Genomic DNA, 22,500 nt, shown 5'->3' on the forward strand with positions numbered 1-22,500 from the left:
CAGCCCCTGTTGAAAGTACATTCATAATTTTATTGTTATGCTTTTAGTTAAAGTGTTTTTTAGCTTCGTCCCAAAACACATCCATTTCAGCTAAAGTCATATCAGATAATTTTTTATTGTCTTTTTTTGCCTCCTCTTCTAAAAATTGAAATCTTTTAGTAAACTTTTTATTAGTACGCTCAAGAGCATTTTCTGGGTTTACGTTTATAAATCTTGCGTAATTAATTATAGAGAACAATACATCTCCAAATTCAGATTCGATTCTATCGATATTTCCTTTTTCTATTTCTTCATTTAATTCGTTCAGTTCTTCTTGAACTTTTTCCCAGACCTGTTTTGGTTCTTCCCAATCAAAACCAACTCCAGCTACTTTTTCTTGAATTCTACTAGCTTTAACCAATGCTGGTAATGATTTAGGAACTCCTTCTAGAACAGAATTTTTACCTTCTTTGAGTTTGAGTTTTTCCCAATTCCTTTTCACCTCTTCTTCATTTGTAACTTTTACGTTTCCGTAAATATGTGGATGTCTATGAATCAATTTTTCTACAATAGATTCAGAAATACTACCAAGATCAAAAGAGTCTGTTTCTGAGCCTATTTTTGCGTAAAAAACAATGTGTAATAATAAGTCGCCTAGTTCTTTTTTGATTTCTTCTTTGTTGTCTTCCAAAATAGCATCGGCTAACTCGTAGGTTTCTTCTATTGTAAGATGACGAAGTGATTCAAAGGTTTGTTTCTTGTCCCAAGGACATTTTTCCCTTAATTCATCCATTACATCCAAAAGTTTATTGAAAGATGCTAATTGTTGTTCTCTTGAGTTCATTGAATATTTTTTGTAAAAATAGAAAATACCTGTCCGATATTAACGCTTTTAAAGCATAAAAAAAACCTGATGGAATTCCATCAGGTTTTTTTTATATAATATAGGAGTTTTAAGACTCCTCTGTTTTTTCAGGGTTTTCTGTTTCTTCGGACTCTTTAATCGTAGAAAAATCAAATTCGGCAGCAATTAAAATATTGTACCATTGCAATACTTTTTTGATGTTTGATGGGTATACCCTTTCTTGATCAAAATCAGGTAAGATCTCAATAAAATAATTGATTAATGTTTTATTATCAGATTTATGACTGATTGTTTTTTTTCCTGATTCTTTTTCATTAATTGTTAAGAATACCTCTCTTAAAGGGACTTCCTTTTCATATGTGTAAATAGCAATATCATTTAAAACACTAACATTGTGAGTATTTGAAATCGGGAATTTCTTCTGATCCCCTAATGATTGTACAACGAATCCTCCTTTAGATTGAGAGATGATATTAAATAAACCAGGTTTTCCTGAAATAGCTATAGTTTTAGTAAGCTCCATGTAATTTTTTTTATAATTATTTTCTTTTAAGATTAGGAAATCGCATTCTATAATCTGCTGTGATTTTCCCTTTTGAAATATTAGCTAATTTCTTTTTTAGCAATCGTTTTTTTAAAGAGGATAATTTATCAGTAAATAAAATTCCTTCAATATGATCATATTCATGTTGAAATACTCTTGCTACAAGACCATTTAATGTTTTTGTTTGTTTGTTGAAGTTTTCGTCTTGATATTCTATTGTTATTTGCTCTTTTCTGAAAACATCTTCACGGATATCAGGAATACTCAAACAACCTTCATTAAAAGCCCATTCATCACCTTCTTCGGTTAATATTTGTGCATTTATAAAAACATGCTTGAAATCCTTTAGAGTGTTTTTGTCTTCTTCAGATAAGTCTTCATCTTTAGCGTAAGGAGAGGTGTCTATTATAAATAAGCGAATTGATTTTCCTATTTGAGGAGCAGCAAGACCAACACCTTGAGCATTGCTCATCGTCTCCCACATATTAGTTATAAGTTTTTCCAGTTCTGGATAATCTGTATCGATATTTTTCCCTGCTTTTCTCAAAACAGGATCTCCATAAGCAACGATTGGTAAAATCATTTGTAGACTCTTTTAAATTATTGTCTGCAAAAGTACAAAATATAGTAAATGTTTTAAAACTTTTTTTAGATTAAAAGAGTTGTATTATACCAATTTGTCATTATAAATGTCAAAATGGTGTTACTTTGAGTATAGATAGGACTGTAAGATAATAGTTGCACTTATTTCATCTACAAGTGCTTTATCTCTTCTCTTTTTTTTTGATAACCCACTGTCAATCATTGTCTGAAAGGCCATTTTGGAAGTGAATCGCTCGTCTTCTCTTATGATTGGTATATTGGGGAACTTATTATTTAGTTTGTCAATGAATTTAAGGATTAAAATTTCGCTTTCTGAGTCGGTATAATTCATTTGTTTAGGTTGTCCAACTACAAAAGTTTCTACAGATTCTTTCTTGACATAATCGGTTAAAAATGAAAGTAATTGATTGGTGTTAACAGTTGTTAGTCCTGAAGCAATGATTTGTAAATCATCCGTAACAGCAATACCGGTTCTTTTTATTCCATAATCAATTGCTAAAATTTTACTCATTTCTTATTCCGTATAAAGTTGTTGTTGTTTTGGAGGTACGAGTTACTTTGCGAATAGCGTCGTTTTTTTTCCAACTATCATCATTGACATAAGCTCTTGGATGGTCCAAATGTATAACTATGGCACTATATCGGATTTGTTTAGATTGAATACCTAAGTTTTTTAATCGCTCTCCCAGTTCTCTATCTTGACCACCATATTGCATCCTTTCATCGAAGCCATTTACAGCTAGAATGTCTTTTTTCCAACCAGATGAGTTGTGTCCATTCCAAGTGGCTTTGGTAGGTGTGAAAAAATTTAAAAATTTAGAGAGTTTTTTATTTTTTTTAAGCTTGTTGTTTTTCATTGAGTCTTTCAATCCATTATCTTTAAGCCAATCAAGATTAAAACAGACTTGTGAAGAAATATGTTCGGGGTTTATTTTATTTGAGATGTTAGAAGGTAGCATAAAATAGCCTCCAGATAGAAAATATCCTTTTTCTTTATATTTGTTGTGTCTTTCAACAAATGTATTCCTAGGAATACAGTCTCCATCAGACATAATAATATAGGGAGTAGTACTTGCTTTGACGGCTTTGTTTAAAATTTGTGATTTTTGAAAACCATTATCATCTTGCCATACATGTACGATAGGGTATCGACTTTTTTTTCTGAAATTTTCAATTAAAATTTTAGTTTTTTTTGTAGAGCCGTCATCTGCGATCACTAATTCAAAGTTTCTGAAAGTCTGTTCGTTATACCCAAGAAGAGCTTTAAGGAGCCATTGTTCGGCGTTATAGGTGCTTATAATTACGGAAATTTCATTTGAATTCATAAATCAATTATACAATAAATTCAGATAAAAGAGAATTTTTTTTTAATTATTCCCTTAATTCACAGCTGAATTTTAGGTAGAAAAGGAAATTCATGTACAATTATTAGTTCAATACTTTTCCGTTTCTATTCTTTTTACCTTGTCGGTTGATAACAGGAATGATGTAATTTACAACAACGACAAAAAAAATATTTTTTTGTAAATTTAATTTTATCTCCTAAAATTTCAATAATCTACATTTGTTTTAGTTGCCAGAATGCCAGTGCTTCACGTTTGGATTCTACGATTGTTAAAAAAAAATATTTCTGTTTTATTTTTATCTGTTAGAGATTGTCGCTAATACATTCAATAACATTTAGCTTATAATTTTCAATAGATTATCAATTTAAAAGTGTATTTTATCAATGCCATTGGTCATGAATTATTATAGTTTTGCTATGAGATATAACCATATAAGTTATCATGGAACTCAAATATTGGATGATTACTCATAAAACCTTGAATGTATTATATAGGCTACTAAAAACAAAGGGTCTAAAACTCAATAAAAACAGTGATTATCAATTTATTCCTTATAAAATGGATGATTCAAAAAAATATAAGATGAATTTAGGATGCTTTATGTTTTGACCCCTATAAAATAAATTGTTCATCTCGAAAACAGAATTAGTAATGTAAAATATATGTAATCGGATGTGGTAAAAAACACTTAGCTTTTTGTAAATTCGCATTCTTAAAATAAACCCAATAAAACATAAAACTGCAATATTTTGAAATAAAGTGGATTTACATAAAATAGTGAGACTAATCAGAGATGTAACTTTCGGATTAGTTGTATTAATATAATGGATGATTATTTGGATTTAGTATAGATTTTTTCAAAAAGATTGTTTTTTTTAAAAGGAAACACTCTTATTAATATCTGTTTATTTAGTTTTTAATATTACATTTGTCGAATATCAATAAAAGTGACCTGTAAGTATATGAGAATAGGATTTGATGCAAAAAGAATTTATCATAATTTCACTGGACTAGGTAATTATAGCCGTGACTTGGTAAGTCTTTTGTCAAAATTTCAGTCAAAAAATGTCTATCTTCTGTATAATCCTAAAAAGAAGAAAATAGATAGACTCAAAGAGTCTGGAAATTTAATTGAAAGATTACCCAAATCTAAATTTTGGATTTTTTTTTCTTCTTTATGGAGGCAAGGACCTGTTGTTAAGCAGTTATGTAAAGATAATGTACAGATATTTCATGGGTTATCTGGCGAAATCCCTAGAGGAATCGAGTTTACAAATATAAAAAGTGTTGTGACTATTCATGATTTAATTTTCATGAGGTATCCAGATATGTATCACATATTGGATCGCAAGATTCATTTAAAAAAATTTTTATACGCATCCAATCAAGCTGATATTGTGATTGCAATTAGTGAACAAACAAAAAGAGATATTATTCAATTTCTAGATGTAGATCCAAATAAAATAAGAGTAGTATATCAAGGCTGCCATAATTATTTTAAAACAGAACTTTCAGAAGAATTTAAAAACGGCGTACTGAATGAGTTTTCGCTTCCAGAAAATTTCATTCTTAATGTTGGAACTATTGAAGAAAGAAAGAATTTATTATCACTGGTGAAAGCAGTAAAGGATTTGGATGTAAATTTGGTTGTTGTAGGAGGTAAAACACCATATTATAAGGTAATTACTAATTATATTAAAAAGAATAATTTAGGTCATAAAGTTACTTTTCTTGAAAATGTAGGTATAAAACAATTGGTGGCGCTATATCAATTGGCTAATTTATTTGTTTATCCAAGTATATTTGAAGGCTTTGGAATTCCAATTATAGAAGCTTTATTTAGTAAAACTCCTGTTATTACTTCAAAAGGGGGGTGCTTTTCAGAATCAGGAGGACCTTCTACTGTGTACATTGATGCTTTGGATGTTGAAGCCTTAAAAGAAAATATCGAAATGATATTATCTGATAAAGTTTTGGTAAATAAAATGACTGAAAAAGGCTTTGAATTTGTTCAGAAGTTTAATGATCATTTGATATCTGAAAATATAATTAAGATTTATAGGGAGATTTTGTAGTATGAAAAAAGATAAGAAAGTGTTGCTGGATTTAGAAAGGCTCCGTTATCCATACTCTGGAATAGCAAATGTTTTTAGAAACTTGGCATTGGGTTTTAATAAACTTAAGTCAGAAATAGAATTAGATATCTCTTTGTATGGTCCTTTAAATGAATTGCAGTCTTTGGATACACAATTTAAGATAGTTAATCATAAATCAATTCACAAAGTAATGTTTTTTTTTACTGCTGGTTACTCTATATTGCATTCGAGTCACCAATTGTCTTCTTATTTTAATTATAAAAGGAAGTGGCAAAAAAAAATAGTTACGTTACATGATTTAAATTTTTTACGTGAGGATTTTTCTGAAAATAAAAAAAATCAAACATATAAAATAGTCAAAAAAAACATATCAAATGCTGATGTAATAGTTTGTATATCGAACTTTACAAAAAAGGATTTATTACTTAATGATAATTTATTTAGGTATAAGACAAAACCTGAGATAATTGTTATACATAACGGATTGAAATTTCCTGAATTAAAAGAATACCCTTTAGGTCGGTTTTCTTTTTTGAAAGAAAAAAAATATATTTTAAATATAGGTGTTTTATTTTTTAAAAAAAATCAAATATTATTAGTTAAGATGTTGCCATTTATTGATGAAGATTTAGTTTTAGTAGTTTCGGGAGAAAAAGAAGATTACAAAAATGAAATGCTTTCTGAAATAAAACGATTGAATTTGACCAACAGAGTTCATATTATAAGTAATATACCGGAAGATGAAAAATGGGCATTAATTCAGAATGCAACTTCGATGTGTCATCCTTCATTAGCTGAAGGTTTTGGGATTCCTCCTATAGAAGCAATGTATTTTGGGAAACCTGTATTTCTTAGTAATCTGACTAGTTTACCTGAAATAGGAGGAGAGGTAGCTTATTATTTTGATTCCTTTGAAATAGCAGCAATGGTAACGGTTTATAGACAAGGAATGAATGAATATAATTCGGATAAAGTGAATCAAGTAATAAAATTGAATAGTTGGGCACTAAATTATGACTATGAAAAAATGGCGAAAAAATATTTGGAATTGTATAAGAGGTTATAATTTACTTTAGAATTTTTTCTAATTGTTCAACCGTAGTTTCTTCCCATATTTTATGGCAACCAAATGCATTAGTATTAATGACATTTTCTGTAGCGAAATCAAAAGCTTTATTAAATATTGCAAGATTATATTTTTGTTTCTTTATAATTTGGCAGATATATACATCTTCAGGCATGTTTTTCTTTCGAGGAATATCTTGTTCAATTATTGCTAACATCATTTTCTTTGATCGAATTGACAAACCTCCGTTACCAACATTGACTTTATTTTTTTTTCGAATGTGCTTTTTCCAAGGGGCTCCAATATAGTCGTATAAAAGGAATTTTTCGTCTAATGGTTTAAATGTTATCGCATCTGTTTGGAAAATTAATATTTTATCACTTTTAAAATTACTCCAAAAGTGTTTGGACAACATAATTTTGTTATAGCCTTCAATGTCAAGGTTAATGACGTTTAAGTTTATGTATTTTATGTTTTTGTATTCTTTAAGAGATTCTTTAATGAAAATTTCGTTTTCAGAACCATGATAAATATGTAGACATACATTCAAATGCTGTAAATTTGAAATTACATTTTGTACTACAACTTTAAAGTGAGGATGTTTTCTGGCTTCAACTATTACTGCGGTTAAATTAGATTTTTTGACAATATTTAAATGAAGAGAATCATATCTATTAGGTAAAGTTTCTTCTAAATAAAAGTTCCAAAGGGTTTTGTTCTTACGTGCATTTTCTTTTTGAATTTTAAGTAAGAGCTGTTTTATTCCTTGCTTGTTTAATTGATTATTTTTTAGTTCTCTTTTTATTTTATCTAAAGTATTTTCTGGAATCTTAATATTACAAACCAGTTTTCTGTACCAAGTAGGTATTTTACATGTATAGTATTGAAAATTGAAAGAGGTATATATAAAGTCTAACATATGTTTTTAAAGAAAATTAATCAATTCAGTAGTTCGGTAATCCAACTGTCAAATGAGTACTTTTTAAGTGTGCTTAAATCTATTTCAGAATATTCAGAATTAATAAATCTCTCAAGTATTTCTGGAGTATCATTATCCTGGTTCAGAATATAAATGTTATTTGGGTGATAAAAATCGTATTCTTTTACAGTAGAATTATCAGTGATTACTTTAACTCCATATTTAAGAGCTTCAAAGAACCTAAACGATAATCCCGAATGATGATTGACCTTTACATCTAATACTATTTTAGCACTCTTTAAAAGAGATAAGTTTTCTTCATACATAATAGGCTTAGAAAAGAATCGGATATCTTTATTTTGATATTTCTTAATAATGTTTTGATCATCACTATTAATCATAATATTAAATGTCAAATCAAAATTACTTAATCTAGCATATAGATTTATAAAACTGTCAAACCTACCTTCATTATATGTACCTATGTAAAAAACGTCACAGTTTTTTGTGTTTAATGTAGGCTCAATAGTTGGATAGAAATTTTGTGTTAAATATAGGTTTGAATATGTCTGTTGATATTGTTCAAAGTCTTTATTGTCAAAAATATAAAATTTATCAAAGAAATCAATTCTTTTGAATACTTCTGGGTAACGATTTAGGCCATCCCATTGGTATGCAATAGATTTTTTACATAAAACTATTATACGATTGATTACTTCTATTGGATATAAATCAGACCGGATGATTAGTGAATAATTAAAATAGTTTTTATCATAAGACTTTAATTGCTCTAAATTTTTTTGAGTTTTATATCTATCTGTTAATGTGATTTTTTTATAATTTTTATCTTTTAAAAATATTTTTCTAAAAAGATTAATTATTCTGTCTTTGTTGTTCTTATATTTGAAACTTTCATCATTTGTGTTTAAGTAGACTACCTCAAAACCAAGGTTTTCAAGGTTTCTAATAATGATTTTGTAAATTTCAAAATGAGAGGGGGCGGCAAATAATATTTTTTTTTTCATTTTTAATGAATTTCGATTTAATGCTTGCCTTTAGTCAGCTTATATATTTGTGAAACTATATCACTCTTTGTAAAATAATTTTTTTTTGTTTTCTTAAATAAGTAGAGTTCCTCTTCTTGAGTCAAAGTCCCTTTATAATATCGTTTGCACCAAGTAGTGAATTTTAATTTTATGTAAGGATATGTTGTTATAAAAACTAGTTTTTTAACGAATTTTGAATTTAAAAAAGTTCTAATAAGAGGGAGATGTTTTTTTATAAATATTTCCTTTCTAAGTTCTTTTAAATCTTTGGAGAAATCTAATTTATGGTCAAACCAATAAAACCAGGGGTTTCCTCTTCTTAAATCACATGAAAGATATAGTATTTTTTTGAAATTAAGTTTCCAAGTACAGTAGTTGAAACTTAATTGATCTCTTTTACTTCTTTTTTTTACAAAACCCCACCATAATTCCATTAATGCTTTTACATCTTCCTTGTTGTGTTTTCTTATAAGAACAGCAGCAAAAATTAAACCATTGTTTTGTGGATAGCAGTTTGATTTTAGGTAGTTAATTTGATCCTCCATAACTTCTAAAGAGTCACGGTGATTATTATTGATTTCAGCTATTTTTACCAGCTCTTCATGTTCTTTATAAATACAATCTCTGGGGTCTAATATTGTTTGGTTATGGTCAAAACAAACCATGTCAAAATCCTTAAGTTTATTTATAACCATTGATGAAAAATCAGCAATAATCAAATAATTAGCATCAATATAAACACTCGTTTCATATTCTTTTAAATGCAGGTGAGGATTGATTTTATAATAACGATTGGATCGTGTATTATCATTTAAAATAGGCGGTTCAACTTTTATGATTTTCCAAGAATTAGAAGTGAAATCTTGATCGGTATAACAGATATAATCTACTCCTTCTATTTTAGGCTGTTCTATTAAGCCGCTATAATTCCCGAACAGGGCTGTGTATACAACTATTTTAGGTTCTGTCATGTTAATTGTTTATTGGTAAATGGATCATATCACCAAATATTTTATCCCATTTATTTGGGTGAAACTTAGTTAATGCTCCTCCTGGATAAAATGTAATTTCTCCAAAAAATATTTTTTCATCATTTATGTAATATAGGTCAACTCTCGCAAATATAAAAGGAGAAGAAAGTTTTTTACATAAAGAAATCATTTCTTTGAGTTTTCTCGGTTTTGCAATCTTTTTGCTTGAAGGGATATCACCTCTAGTAATATGAAGGATGTTCCAGTCTAAATCATAGATGTTTCTTGAATGAGAACTCTCTCTCTCTATTTCTAATTGAATATAGTTTACTTTTCCTTTTGTACAATAAAATCTATAGTCATTAGGGACTTTTCCATTTTTTTGAATCAATAATTTCTCAACTATTATTCTTGGCGGAATGTTTTTGTAGGGCCATTCTCTTGACGCAAAATAAAAATTATTATGGAGTGATGCTTTAAGTTTTTCTTTTAATTCTTTCCAGTTATATTCTTTCTTATCTCTAATAATAAAAGTTGAACCACTATCGTGATTTGTTTTAATAATAGTTGGGTAATCAGGTAATATCTTTGGAGAAATATCTGAAATTTTTTTTGTTGAAAAAATTAATGGAATCAAATATTTGTCACCTATTTTTTCTGAAACATAATTTCTAACTAGTAATTTATCTGCACAAATCGTGTGCAAATCTTTTCGGTCATTTAATTTTAACCATTGTAATTTTTCGTTAAAAGTAACCGGTTTATCTAGATCTAATGAATATGTAAAAATTGATTTAAAAGAAGATTTAATAAATTTTTCATCCTCATAAGGGTAAAGAAAATCAATTAATTTGTCAATTGTTTTTTTAATTGATTCTTGTCCAATCCTATTTCTATACTTTTCATACCTCTTTAATATTTTTCTTTTTATAGCTTTTTTCATGATTTTTACTTAAAACAAAAACTGAGTTATTTCATTTTTTTTTTGAATAAATTACGAAAAATTGATTTGTTTTTAGGTTTCATTTGTAATGAGTCTAGATGTCTACTAGTCCAATAACCTACAGGCTTTCTTTTTGCCAAGTGGAACTCTTTATCAAAGATGTTTTCTAAAAATGAAATTAAATTTTGGTTTTGTAATTCGTGAAAATTATTTTCAAAAAAGATGCTTTTTGAAGATTTTAGCATTTTTAAATACTGATTCTTATCATTGTCAATTTCCTTTATCCTTTCAATAACCTCTTCAAATGATGTATAGTCATGACAATTGATAAATCCACTAGGATCAATTTCTTTATTGATATTTGGGTTTCCCCAATATATTGGAATAGATTTAGCTTGAAAAGACGAGATTATTTTTTCGGTTGTATATCCTTTGTATAAAGCGTTTTCAAAAGCTAAAGAAAACTTATAGTTAGATTTTGTGTCGATACTGCCTTGATACCAGTTACCTCCTCTAGGTTCAATTTCAAGATCAGTATTTTTCAAGTGACTTCCTAAAGAGTCCACCTTTTTATATTTATTTAGGAGGTGGAAGAATTTATCTCTATTTTGATGAGCATCAGGATTGGCATAAATAAAATTACAAAATTCCCTGTTAAAAGGATTATTAATTGTTTTAGCTGTATTTCCCCGTTTTTTAGTATTTGCTAATGGAAGAAATCTAAAATATCTATCATCGTAATTAAATTCGTCAAATCCAATTGCATAATCAAAATAATTAAAATCTGGAAAAATAGCTTCTCCAGGATAAAATATAGAAATTTTATCTCGAGTCTGTCTGATGTAAGAATATGGGTTAAAAGATCCTATAAAAACATATTGTGAATCTTTTGAGATTTTTACGTTATAATTTTTACCTAGTAATTTTACAATAGAACTATTTTCTATTTGTAAATCAGGATGAAAGCCTAGAAAATCAAGATAAATAGTTTTCATTGTATTTGTGTATCGGATATTTTATGTAGTTCATTTTAAGATATAGATGAAAATAGAATGCTAAAACCTAAGAAATAAAATTTAATATTGGTTTGTTTACGATTCCAACTTCTGTAATGTCACCAAATTATTATATGCACCCTTAAGGGTCATTAGTTGTTCATGAGTACCTTGTTCTACGATCAGTCCTTTTTTCATCACTACGATTAAATCAGCATTCTGAATTGTAGACAATCTATGCGCAATAACTAATGATGTTCTGTTTTGCATCATGTTTTCTATAGCTTCTTGTACCAATTGTTCAGATTCCGTATCTAATGCAGAAGTTGCTTCATCTAAAATCATGATAGGTGGGTTTTTCATAACCGCTCTTGCAATAGAAATTCTTTGTTTCTGACCTCCAGACAGCATTCCTCCACCATCTCCTACCGGACTATTATATTGCTCAGGGAACTCCATAATAAAATCATGTGCATTGGCAATTTTTGCTGCTTCTACTATTTTTTCATGGCTAGGGTTTTCGATACCTAAAGAAATGTTGTTTGCAATAGTGTCATTAAATAAAATAGAATCTTGCGTTACAATTCCCATTTGTTTCCGTAAAGATGATGTTGTAACATCTTTGATGTTAATACCGTCAATAGTTATCTGTCCTTTAGTAACATCCCAAAAACGAGTTATTAAATTTGCTAATGTTGATTTTCCACTTCCAGAATGTCCAACCAAAGCAATTTTTTTCCCTTTTGGCACTATCAAAGAAAAATCTTTTAGTACATACTCTGTATTGTATTTGAAAGAGATGTTTTCAAATTTAACCTCCTTTTTAAATGTGGATAATTGATGTGGTTTTTCTTTGTCTTGTAATGGGTTTATTGTATCTAATACTTCAAAAACTCTTTCCGCGGCTGAGTTTCCGATTTTGACTGCATTACTTGCTTTTGATATGGCTTTAGCCGGAGTTAGGATGTTATAGGCTAATCCCATAAAAGCGATAAAGGTACTTGCATTTAAACTTGCATCAATTAGAACCATACGTCCTCCAAACCATAATAAGGAGGCGATTGTTACGATTCCTAAAAACTCACTCAAAGGAGATGCCATCGCATTTCTTTTAGAGAGTTGGTTGCTTAGAGTTTTAATATCGGTATTGAATTTGTCATATTTTTTGGTGAAAAAGGACTCGGAATTAAAGGCTTTAATTACTTTTAGCCCAGTAATTGTTTCTTCAATTATACTAAGCATTATACCACCCTGTTTAAACAAAGTAGCTGATTGACTTTTGATTTTTTTACTTATTAAAGAAATAATCCAACCAGATAGAGGAATAAATGTAAATACGAATAAAGACAATTCAGGACTTAAATTCACCATAAAGATTAAAGTAAAAATAATGTTTAATGGTTCTCTAATGATAACAATAGATAAGTTTAAAAAAGTCTCATTAATAGTTCCAATATCTCCCGTTGACCTTGCAATTGTATCTCCTTTTCTTTTTTGTGAAAAATAGGATATTGGTAGGCTTATTATTTTTTCATAAATTTCATTTCGTAAATCTTTTAATACTGAGTTTTTTAAGAAAACCATAAAAAGTCCACCTAAGTAGCCAAATAGGTTTTTAAGAAAAAATACGATAACAATACTAAATACCATATAGGCCAGCGTGCTTTCTGGACCTTGGTTTTGAGTATTTATAGTGATTAAATAATTTAAATAATTTTCAAGATATTCTTTGCTGACAGTTGAGAATTCACCTAAAATAGGCTCTTGATATATTTTTTTTGTATCACCAAACAATACATTTAACATTGGTATTAATGTCAAAAAGGAGAGTGCAGAAAATAAGGCATACAAAATATTTAAAAAGATACTAGTGATACCAATCCACTTATATGGGATTGCGTATTTTAAAAAACGTTTGAAGTATGTCATTTATTTATTTATTTTAAAAAAACTTTCGGATAGATGTAGGTTAGACATCTTCACTTCTAAAAAAGCAATGCAAATATACTGTTTTAACATTTGAAGCCTTTAGAAAATATATTTTTCTCTCACTTAGAGTGTTGAATTTATTAGAAATGAGAATCAATTGGTGGAAATGATTTATTTTTGAAAAATGAATTCAATAGCAGTAAAAAATATTAAACAAGGAAAAGTTGTTTTATACCCTACAGATACAATTTGGGGCTTGGGCTGTGATGCAACAAATGAAAAAGCAATTGATAAAATTTTTAAGATAAAACAGAGGTCTGAAAGTAAAAGTCTAATCATACTTGTAGATTCGATTGATATGTTGAAAAATTATGTAGAATCTGTTCCTGAAGCTGTTTTAGATATATTAAAGCATGCCACACGGCCTACAACAATTGTATATCCATATCCAAAAGGCTTGGCTAAAAATGTGATTGCTAATGACAATACCGTTGCCATAAGAATTGTAAAACATAATTTTTGTGAAGGTTTGATTAAGGAAATTGGAAAACCTATCGTTTCTACTTCTGCAAATATTAGTGGTAAACCTACACCAAAATCATTTGCAGAAATAAGTCAGGCAATTTTGGATAGCGTAGATTATGTGGTAGCTTTGCAGCAAGATTCAAATTCAGAAAAATCGTCGAGAATCTTAAAAATTAATAAAGACGGTTCTATAGAAGTGATTAGAGATTGATATGCATTCAAAGGATTTTACAAAAGCATTAACCCACCCTGTTTTTTCATTTATAACAAAAGCAAGTGAAGAATTAAATTTACAAAGTTTTGTGATTGGCGGTTTTGTCCGTGATTTTATATTGAACAGGGGAAGTGCCAAAGATATTGATATTGTAACTGTAGGTAGTGGAATTGAATTGGCTAAAAAAGTAGCTCAATTATTGCCGAATAAGCCAAAAGTTCAAGTGTTTAAAACCTATGGTACCGCTATGTTGCGCTATCAAGATATTGAAATCGAGTTTGTTGGGGCAAGAAAAGAGTCATATACAGAGGGAAGTAGAAACCCTGAGGTTTCCGAAGGTACTTTAAAGGACGATCAAAACCGAAGAGATTTTACCATCAATGCATTGGCTTTGAGTTTGAATGAGGAAACGTTTGCGGATTTGTTAGATCCGTTTGATGGAATTTCCGACCTGAAGCGAAAAATTATTCGTACTCCGTTGAATCCAGATATTACCTATTCTGATGATCCACTTAGAATGATGAGAGCCATTCGATTTGCAACCCAGTTGAATTTTGTAATTGAAAAAGAGTCTTTAGCCTCAATTAGTAAAAACAAGGATAGAATAGAAATAATTACAAGAGAACGAATTATAGTTGAAATTCAAAAAATCATGGAGTCTTCGGTTCCATCAATTGGTTTTTTATTACTAGAGCAAACAGGATTGTTAGAGATACTTATTCCTGAATTAACGGCTTTAAAAGGAGTTGATGAAATAGAAGGACAAAAACACAAGGATAATTTTTATCATACGCTGGAGGTTGTTGATAATATTGCGCCAAATACAGAAGATGTTTGGTTGCGTTGGGCAGCTTTGTTACATGATATTGGAAAGGCTCCAACAAAACGTTTTGATAATAAAAATGGCTGGAGTTTTCATGCTCATGAATTTGTAGGTGCAAAAATGGTGTATAAATTGTTTAAACGATTAAAAATGCCACTGAATAACAAAATGAAATTTGTTCAAAAAATGGTCTTGTTAAGTTCTCGGCCAATTGTTTTAGCATCTAATGTTACTGACTCCGCAGTAAGAAGGTTACTTTTTGATGCAGGAGAAGATTTGGATAGTTTAATGATTTTATGTGAGGCAGATATCACTACAAAAAACCTTGCTAAATTTAAAAAATACCATAATAATTTTAAAATTGTTAGAGCTAAAGTAAAGCAGGTTGAAGAGAGGGATCGTATCCGTGATTTTCAGCCACCAATTTCAGGAGAGCTTATTATGGAAACGTTTAAGTTAAAACCTTGTAGAGAAATAGGTCAAATTAAAAATGTTATTAAAGAAGCTATCTTAGACGGTAAAATCCCGAATGAATATCAAGAAGCTTTTAATTTGATGTTGTCTTATGGGAAAAAAATAAAATTGGAAGTACAAGATTAGTAACTTAATTTTCTGAAAATAATTTTTTAATTTTGTATAACAATTTCCCCGAGAATATGTCAGTACTGTTGATCTTAACTGTTTTTTAATTTGGTCATCTTTGCAAATAAGTTCAATATGCTCTTTAGCATCTGTCTTTGGATCAAAACAATACCTTTGTTCCCTTGCTCTGTAAATCACACCAATTTAACTGTTAAAATGGTATTATAAGAGTTTATTTCTTTTTCAATTCTAATTTTTCTTGAAAATAGTCACAAAAATCTCTCATGGTAGCTCCCATCTTTTCATCATTGGTGGCTCTTTCAAAAGTATGACTCATGGATACTAAAGTTTGATGAAAAAATTGTTTCATTTCATCTACAGGCATATCTTTTGTCCATAAATCAATTCGTAAAGTGTCTTTCTTTTTCGGATCCCAAACAGACATCATGATTGCTTTTGTTTCTTCTTTAGCTATCCCACCGTCTTTTGCATTCCATTTTATTTTCTGAGGAACCTTATTCTCATCCAACTCAATTTCGAATTCTATTTTTGATTTATGTACTACAGCCATTATATTTAGTCTTAATATTTTGTACTGCAAAGATACATTAAAGAAGAAGAATCAGAAATATAAAAAAGAGACTCGAAATATCAAACAAAATTCAATAAATAAATCCAACTTCATTGGAAATAATTATATTTGTATTTTATCAAATATTAAACAATGACCACAAAGGAAATTAGTAAAAGTATTATTCTTAAATATGGCTTTTTATTAGGACTTGTTTCGGTAGCCATTAACGTGGTGTTATTTTTCCAAGACAAGCATCTTGAACAAAATCAAACTGTTGGAGTCATCAGTATATTATTTATACTTGTGGCAATAATTTTAGGAATTAGAACGTTTGCTAAACTAAATGAATTAAATTTTTCAGAAGGTTTAAAAATCGGAATTGGAATTGCTGTTGTAGGTGCTATAATTATTACGATTTACAATTATATTTTCACAACATACATCGATCCAAACTTTGTAAGTGAACTAGGAGAAGTTCAGAGAAAAGCAATGGAGTCTTCGGGTCAACTAGCGGAAGATGAGATAGATGATCGAATAGAGATGTTGCAAAAAGGGGCTAGGTCATTTATCACCCCAGCAATCGGAATTGTTTTTACAGCATTTTTAGGTTTTGTGTTTTCTGTTATAACTACGGTTATCTTTATCAAAATCTATGAAAAAAAACAACAAACATAATATGCAACTATCCTTAGTTATTCCACTTCTTAATGAAGAAGAGTCTTTAAAAGAATTACACGATTGGATTGTTAGAGTAATGATTGATCATTCTTATAGTTACGAAATTTTATTTATTGATGATGGTAGTACAGATAATTCTTGGAAAATTATAGAATCCTTACGAGAAATTAACCCTAATGTAAAAGCGCTTCGTTTTTCTAAAAACTTTGGTAAATCACAAGCATTAAATGCAGGATTTAAAAAAGTAAAAGGTGATGTTATTATCACCATGGATGCGGATCTACAAGACGCTCCTGATGAAATCCCTGCGCTTTACAATAAAATTACATCTGGAAATTTTGATTTAGTAAGTGGTTGGAAAAAGAAAAGGTACGATTCGAAATTTAAAAAGAATTTACCTTCAAAACTTTTTAATTGGGCTGCAAGAAAAACATCAGGTATTCAATTAAATGATTTTAACTGTGGCCTAAAAGCTTATGATAAAAAAGTTATCAAAACTATTGACGTTCAAGGCGAAATGCATCGATACATTCCTGTTCTCGCAAAAAATGCAGGTTTTACAAATATAGGAGAACAAGTAGTAAAACATCAAGCAAGAAAATACGGATATACAAAATTTGGCATGGAACGTTTTATAAATGGTTTCTTAGACTTATTGACAATTTGGTTTGTCAGTAAATTTGGAAAAAGACCCATGCATCTTTTTGGTCTACTGGGAACCTTAATGTTTATCATTGGGTTTTTTTCCGCTTTTTATATAGGTACAAGTAAACTCTTTAATGTTTTTTATTTTAATACTCCTTCGCCTCTCGTAACTGATAGCCCATGGTTTTATATTTCTTTAGGGACTATGATTTTAGGAACACAATTGTTTTTGGCTGGTTTTATTGGTGAATTGTTTTTAAGGTCTAAAAAAAACAATCCGAATTATCAAATTTCAAAAGAAATATAAATTTCAGTAATAATAAAGAAGACATTTTATATATTAAGTAAATAATTTATTTCTCCAAAAAATAATAAAACTATATGAGTACTCAAAACATTATCGCCGTAGCCAAAAAATGGTTGACATCAACTTTTGACCAAGACACTCAAGAGGAAGTTCAAAATTTAATCGACTCTAATTCTGATATTTTAGCAGATAGTTTTTACAAAGATTTAGAATTTGGAACCGGAGGTATTAGAGGCCTTATGGGAGCTGGTACAAATCGTATCAATAAATATACTTTGGGAAAAGCAACTCAGGGATTGGCAAATTATATTTTACGGCAAAATAATAACTCACAAGACAGTGTTGTAATTGCCTATGATTGTAGACACAATAGTGATACATTGGCAAAAACTGTAGCAGATGTATTGACAGCAAATGGGATTAAAGTATTTCTTTTTGAGGCCCTGCGTACAACTCCAGAATTATCTTTTGCCGTTAATTATTTAAACTGTACGGCAGGAATCGTATTGACAGCATCTCACAATCCTCCTGAATATAATGGATATAAAGTTTACTGGAAAGACGGTGGACAAATTGTACCTCCTAATGATAGTGGTATAATTGACTTAGTAAATAAATTAGATTTTTCTGAAATAAAATTTGATGCTGATTCTAATTTGTTAGAATATATAGGTGAAGAGGTAGACAATGCCTTTACGGATGCATCTGTAAAAAACGGTTGTTTGGAGTTGTCTAATAGAGATGATTTAACAATTGTATTCACATCATTACACGGAACTGCTATTACAGCAATGCCACAAACTTTTGAAAAGGCTGGTTATAAAAATGTTCATATCGTTGAGGAACAGCGTAAACCAGACGGGAATTTTCCTACCGTAGCATCTCCTAATCCAGAAGAACCTGCGGCGTTAAAAATGGCTTTAGAGTTAGCCGACAAAGTTGGTGCAGACATTGTAATTGGTACAGACCCTGATAGTGATCGAGTTGGAATTGCTGTAAGAGATTTAAATGGGAATTTAAAACTTTTAAATGGGAATCAGACAATGGTTGTCATGACTGATTTTTTAATGAAGAAATGGCAAAAAGAAGATCGAATTAACGGAAAACAATTTGTTGGTACTACTATTGTATCGACTGATTTGGTTGCTGAAGTAGCCAATTCTTATAACGTAGAAACTAAAATTTGTTTAACAGGTTTTAAATGGATTGCCAAAATGATTGTGGATTACTCTGAACTGGAATTTATTGGAGGTGGTGAAGAAAGTTTTGGATATATGGTAAGTGATTTTGTAAGAGATAAAGATGCAATTACTTCTGCTCTTTTGGCTTGTGAAATTGCTACATATGCGAAATCTCAAGGAAGTTCTTTTTATAATGAATTACTTCAACTATATGTAAAACATAATTTATACAAAGAACATTTAATATCTATTACTAAAAAAGGAATGGATGGCGCAGCCAAGATTACACAAATGATGGTTGATTTGAGAGCAAATGCTCCTCAAGAAATAGATGGAGAGAAAGTTGTATTTGCATATGATTATGAATTTTCTATCTGTAAAAACTTAGTTACAGGAGAAGAAACTACAATTGATATGCCTAAATCTAATGTCTTGATTTTTTATACAGAAAAAGGTACACGAGTAGCGGCTAGACCTAGTGGAACAGAACCTAAAATAAAATTCTATTTTAGTGTGAATAGTACTTGCGATTCAATTGACTGCGTAGATCTTGTTGAAAAGGAATTGAGTGTAAAAATTCAAAGAATTATTAAAGAGCTGAATCTTTAATAAAAAGCTATATAATAAAAAAACTCATTTACAATATCTAAAATGAGTTTTTTATTTACCGATACTTGGTTAGGTTTGTCTCTACTATAATAATGAAAGAGTTTTATCTTCCCATAATTCAAATATATAAGGGTATGAACTTGATTAAATCGTGCCAAGAAAAGGTTGATGCTCACATATGAAAGGGTTGAGTTATGATTTAGTTTGTTGATCTTTAAGGTTTACTTATAGAATGTATTGTTTTTTTTATAGCACCTGTATCATTGCACTGTTCGATGTTTTTGAGTAAACTAAAATTGTTAAAAGGGTAAGGGTCTTCATCGTAAATATCAGCTAGTGGAATAAGTACAAATTTTCTTTCCAAAGTCCTTGGGTGTGGGATAATCAAGTTTTGACTAGTAATTTTAATACTTTCGTAAAGTATGATGTCAATATCAATATTTCTATTTTGATATTCCTGTGTGTCTTTTCTTTTTCTTCCTAGTGTTTTTTCCAACTCTAGAATGTTGCTTAATAGTTCGTTAGGTTGGAGAGTTGTTTTTGTTTTCAAGCAAAGGTTATAAAAAACATCACCTTCAAATCCCCAAGAAGGTGTTTCGTAGATGTTTGAAATTTGTATAATTTTTCCGATGTTTATATCAATCGCATTGACTGCATTTTTTAAGTTCTCTAACTTATCTCCAAGATTACTACCCAATGAAAGATAAGAAGTAAAAGTTTGATTCATAATTTAATTTTAAAATCGGATATGATTATGTTCAATCCTTTAATGCCAAATGATTTTCAGAATGGTTGATAATAAATTTGAATTATTTTTCTTTAGATGAAATAAAAAATATAATCCTAGTCTAGGTTACGGTTCTATTTAATATTGAAATATAAAGGAAATAGAAACTAATTTAATCAATCATTTTGATGTTTATCTGGTATAAGTTAAGTAACTGATGTATATTTCACAATCACAAAGAAACAAAAGAAAATAGAATAGTTTATATTTGTTTTAAAAAAATAACATGAATTTTCTTAAAAATATTATTTCGTCAGCCATTGGCTTTATGGTTGCAGCAGGTTTTCTAATTATATTTACTGTTGTGGTTGTCGTAGTTTTGGGTAGTGATAACGAAGTAAAAGTTAGTGAGAATAGTATACTTCGATTAGAATTGAATAAAGAGATAAAGGACTTTGCTCCTATGGAGATCGATCCGTTTGCTCAAATTCTTGGGCTTCCTCCACAATATTTGGGACTTAATGAGATTCTGTCTGCAATTGAAAAAGCGAAATCAGACCCTAGAATAAAGGGAATAAGTATTGAAGGTGATTTGGCTAGTGGTGGGATTACTCAGTTATTTGCCATTCGAAATGCGATTGTTGATTTTAAATATTCAGGAAAGCCCGTGTTTGCTTATGCAGATACTTACGGACAAAGAGAATATTTTTTAAGTTCCGTTGCAGACTCTGTATTTGTGAGTCCTGTTGGACAAGTGGAGTTGAAGGGATTGACGTCTGAAATTTTGTTTTTTAAAGATTTTCAGGATAAATATGGTATCAAGATGGAGGTGATTCGTCATGGTAAATACAAAAGTGCTGTTGAGCCTTTTATTGCAAATAAAATGAGTGAATCTAATAGGATCCAAATAAAAGAATTACTCGGGTCATTATGGTTTGATATGGTAGATGCTATTTCTCTTTCCAGAGGTCTTTCTGTTGATGGAATTAATGAAATTGCTGATGGATTGTTAGGAAGAACTTCAGAACGGTCTTTAAAAAATAATTTGGTAGACGGTGTATTGTATAAAGATGAGTACAAGGAGAAATTAAAGAATATTATTTCTGTTGAAAAATACGAGACAACAAGATTGATTGATTATATACAATCGAATATGTCTTTTGATTTTGAAGCAAATTCTGATGCAGCTAAAATTGCTGTCATTTATGCCCAAGGAGATATCATTTATGGAGAAGGAGACGAAGAGAGTATTGGCCAAGGAATGATGGTTAAGGCTATAAATAAAGCAGCAAAAAACGACGCTATCAAAGCGATTGTTTTACGAGTTAATTCACCTGGAGGTAGTGCGCTTGCGTCAGATTTAATTTGGAGAGCTTTAGAAACGGCCAAAAAGGAAAAGCCATTAGTGGTTTCTATGGGGGATTATGCCGCTTCTGGAGGCTATTATATATCGTGTAATGCAGATAGTATTTTTGCTGAATCAGCTACTGTTACAGGGTCTATAGGTGTATTTGGTATATTACCTAATGCAAGTGAGTTTACAAATAAAATTGGAATTTATTCTGAAAAAGTAAATACTAATAATAGTCCTTCTTATAGCCCTTTTTCAAAATTAGATCCAAAATTTCATGAAGTAACCAAAGAAAGTGTGGATCAAATATATAAAACTTTTGTGTCTAAAGTAGCTAAGGGGAGAGGAATGAGTTTTGACGAAGTTGATCAATTAGCTCAAGGAAGAGTTTGGACTGGTAAACAAGCAAAGGAGAATGGTTTGATTGATGCCGTTGGAAGCCTTGAAAATGCAATTTCATCAGCAGCATTATTGGCTGAAATTGAGGATTATAAAATTGAAAATTACCCTAAATATGAAAAGGATATTAGAGAGTCTTTTAGAAAGATGCCGTTTATGAATTTAAAAGAAGACCTAATGAAAGAATGGTTGGGGGATGCTAATTTTATTTTGTTTAAACAATTAAATACGTTTAAGTCTGTTGAAGGTATTCAGATGGGGCTTCCTTATCTGTTAAAAATAAAATAAAAATGTATGCAAAAGAGGATATTTGAATTGTGATTTATACCATTTTAACATTCAAATGACGGATTAAATTCGTTTATTTTTCATTCATATTTCACACAAAAACAAAATCGTAACGGGGCTATGCTTCTATTTTTATTGCTTATCTGAATAAAAGAAGACCGTTGCAAGGTACATGACAAAAACAAACATCCAAACTTAGGATATAAATCATTGTTTGTTAGCTTATTAAGATGTATATTCAAGCCATGAAACTACAAATAACACCTACTTTTGCAGATAGCATTTGTGATTTACG

Annotated in this window: 21 protein-coding genes; 8 read left to right on the forward strand and 13 right to left on the reverse strand. The window is 29.6% G+C overall.

Annotated features, from left to right (window positions below; all coding sequences use genetic code 11):
- Positions 1 to 43: 43 nt before the first annotated feature.
- The 5 genes from mazG to V5787_RS07875 form a co-directional block, all read right to left on the reverse strand.
- Complete coding sequence (mazG, locus tag V5787_RS07855; protein ID WP_336892696.1) at positions 44 to 823, reverse strand: nucleoside triphosphate pyrophosphohydrolase; 780 nt, start codon at positions 821 to 823, stop codon at positions 44 to 46.
- Between the two features lie 109 nt (positions 824 to 932).
- Positions 933 to 1,367, reverse strand: a complete 435-nt coding sequence (locus V5787_RS07860) for a DUF5606 domain-containing protein (RefSeq protein ID WP_336892697.1) — start codon at positions 1,365 to 1,367, stop codon at positions 933 to 935.
- 16 nt (positions 1,368 to 1,383) lie between these two features.
- Complete coding sequence (def, locus tag V5787_RS07865) at positions 1,384 to 1,971, reverse strand: peptide deformylase (protein ID WP_336892698.1); 588 nt, start codon at positions 1,969 to 1,971, stop codon at positions 1,384 to 1,386.
- 120 nt (positions 1,972 to 2,091) lie between these two features.
- A complete protein-coding gene (ruvX, locus tag V5787_RS07870; protein ID WP_336892699.1) occupies positions 2,092 to 2,502 on the reverse strand; it encodes a Holliday junction resolvase RuvX in 411 nt (136 codons plus the stop codon).
- Entirely contained in the window at positions 2,495 to 3,316 is an 822-nt protein-coding gene (locus V5787_RS07875) for a glycosyltransferase family 2 protein (protein ID WP_336892700.1), read from the reverse strand. The genes ruvX and V5787_RS07875 overlap by 8 nt, the downstream gene beginning before the upstream one ends.
- Before the next feature lie 983 nt (positions 3,317 to 4,299).
- On the opposite strand from V5787_RS07875, the gene V5787_RS07880 reads away from it, so the two are divergent.
- Both V5787_RS07880 and V5787_RS07885 read left to right on the forward strand, forming a co-directional pair.
- Positions 4,300 to 5,412: a glycosyltransferase family 1 protein gene (locus V5787_RS07880; protein ID WP_336892701.1), complete on the forward strand. Its 1,113-nt coding sequence runs from the start codon at positions 4,300 to 4,302 to the stop codon at positions 5,410 to 5,412.
- 1 nt (position 5,413) lies between these two features.
- Positions 5,414 to 6,499 carry a glycosyltransferase family 1 protein gene (locus V5787_RS07885; RefSeq protein ID WP_336892702.1) on the forward strand — a complete coding sequence of 362 codons (1,086 nt, stop codon included), beginning with the start codon at positions 5,414 to 5,416 and terminating at the stop codon, positions 6,497 to 6,499.
- Position 6,500: 1 nt separating this feature from the next.
- Here the strand turns inward: V5787_RS07885 and V5787_RS07890 are convergent, their stop codons facing one another.
- The 6 genes from V5787_RS07890 to V5787_RS07915 form a co-directional block, all read right to left on the reverse strand.
- Positions 6,501 to 7,418, reverse strand: coding sequence for a DUF5672 family protein (locus V5787_RS07890; RefSeq protein ID WP_336892703.1), 918 nt, complete (start codon positions 7,416 to 7,418; stop codon positions 6,501 to 6,503).
- A 20-nt stretch (positions 7,419 to 7,438) separates the two neighbouring features.
- Positions 7,439 to 8,443 carry a hypothetical protein gene (locus V5787_RS07895; protein WP_336892704.1) on the reverse strand — a complete coding sequence of 335 codons (1,005 nt, stop codon included), beginning with the start codon at positions 8,441 to 8,443 and terminating at the stop codon, positions 7,439 to 7,441.
- Positions 8,444 to 8,460: 17 nt separating this feature from the next.
- Positions 8,461 to 9,435: a glycosyltransferase domain-containing protein gene (locus V5787_RS07900; protein WP_336892705.1), complete on the reverse strand. Its 975-nt coding sequence runs from the start codon at positions 9,433 to 9,435 to the stop codon at positions 8,461 to 8,463.
- A gap of 1 nt (position 9,436) precedes the next feature.
- Positions 9,437 to 10,378: an ATP-grasp fold amidoligase family protein gene (locus tag V5787_RS07905; protein ID WP_336892706.1), complete on the reverse strand. Its 942-nt coding sequence runs from the start codon at positions 10,376 to 10,378 to the stop codon at positions 9,437 to 9,439.
- 26 nt (positions 10,379 to 10,404) lie between these two features.
- A complete protein-coding gene (locus tag V5787_RS07910) occupies positions 10,405 to 11,373 on the reverse strand; it encodes a glycosyltransferase family 10 (RefSeq protein WP_336892707.1) in 969 nt (322 codons plus the stop codon).
- A 96-nt stretch (positions 11,374 to 11,469) separates the two neighbouring features.
- A complete protein-coding gene (locus tag V5787_RS07915) occupies positions 11,470 to 13,302 on the reverse strand; it encodes an ABC transporter ATP-binding protein (protein WP_336892708.1) in 1,833 nt (610 codons plus the stop codon).
- A 184-nt stretch (positions 13,303 to 13,486) separates the two neighbouring features.
- Between V5787_RS07915 and V5787_RS07920 the strand changes: the two genes are divergently transcribed.
- Both V5787_RS07920 and V5787_RS07925 read left to right on the forward strand, forming a co-directional pair.
- The gene (locus V5787_RS07920; protein WP_336892709.1) at positions 13,487 to 14,038 is read left to right on the forward strand and encodes an L-threonylcarbamoyladenylate synthase; all 552 of its coding nucleotides are present in this window, start codon (positions 13,487 to 13,489) and stop codon (positions 14,036 to 14,038) included.
- A gap of 1 nt (position 14,039) precedes the next feature.
- Positions 14,040 to 15,464 carry an HD domain-containing protein gene (locus tag V5787_RS07925; RefSeq protein WP_336892710.1) on the forward strand — a complete coding sequence of 475 codons (1,425 nt, stop codon included), beginning with the start codon at positions 14,040 to 14,042 and terminating at the stop codon, positions 15,462 to 15,464.
- A 214-nt stretch (positions 15,465 to 15,678) separates the two neighbouring features.
- On the opposite strand, the gene gldC is transcribed toward V5787_RS07925, so the two are convergent.
- Positions 15,679 to 16,017, reverse strand: coding sequence for a gliding motility protein GldC (gene gldC / locus V5787_RS07930; RefSeq protein ID WP_336892711.1), 339 nt, complete (start codon positions 16,015 to 16,017; stop codon positions 15,679 to 15,681).
- Between the two features lie 153 nt (positions 16,018 to 16,170).
- Here gldC and V5787_RS07935 point away from each other — a divergent pair, with 153 nt between their 5' ends.
- From V5787_RS07935 to V5787_RS07945, 3 genes are all read left to right on the forward strand, one after another.
- Complete coding sequence (locus V5787_RS07935) at positions 16,171 to 16,695, forward strand: DUF4199 domain-containing protein (protein ID WP_336892712.1); 525 nt, start codon at positions 16,171 to 16,173, stop codon at positions 16,693 to 16,695.
- 1 nt (position 16,696) lies between these two features.
- On the forward strand, positions 16,697 to 17,650 hold the full coding sequence (locus V5787_RS07940; protein WP_336892713.1) for a glycosyltransferase family 2 protein: 954 nt from the start codon (positions 16,697 to 16,699) through the stop codon (positions 17,648 to 17,650).
- Positions 17,651 to 17,724: 74 nt separating this feature from the next.
- Complete coding sequence (locus tag V5787_RS07945) at positions 17,725 to 19,440, forward strand: phospho-sugar mutase (RefSeq protein ID WP_336892714.1); 1,716 nt, start codon at positions 17,725 to 17,727, stop codon at positions 19,438 to 19,440.
- Positions 19,441 to 19,654: 214 nt separating this feature from the next.
- Here V5787_RS07945 and folK read toward each other — a convergent pair whose 3' ends face one another.
- Positions 19,655 to 20,167, reverse strand: a complete 513-nt coding sequence (gene folK / locus V5787_RS07950) for a 2-amino-4-hydroxy-6-hydroxymethyldihydropteridine diphosphokinase (RefSeq protein WP_336892715.1) — start codon at positions 20,165 to 20,167, stop codon at positions 19,655 to 19,657.
- A 286-nt stretch (positions 20,168 to 20,453) separates the two neighbouring features.
- Here folK and sppA point away from each other — a divergent pair, with 286 nt between their 5' ends.
- Complete coding sequence (gene sppA / locus V5787_RS07955; protein ID WP_336892716.1) at positions 20,454 to 22,205, forward strand: signal peptide peptidase SppA; 1,752 nt, start codon at positions 20,454 to 20,456, stop codon at positions 22,203 to 22,205.
- Positions 22,206 to 22,500 lie beyond the last annotated feature (295 nt).

Origin of the sequence: Flavicella sp. (assembly GCF_037132785.1) — a bacterium.
Classification (GTDB): domain Bacteria; phylum Bacteroidota; class Bacteroidia; order Flavobacteriales; family Flavobacteriaceae; genus Flavicella.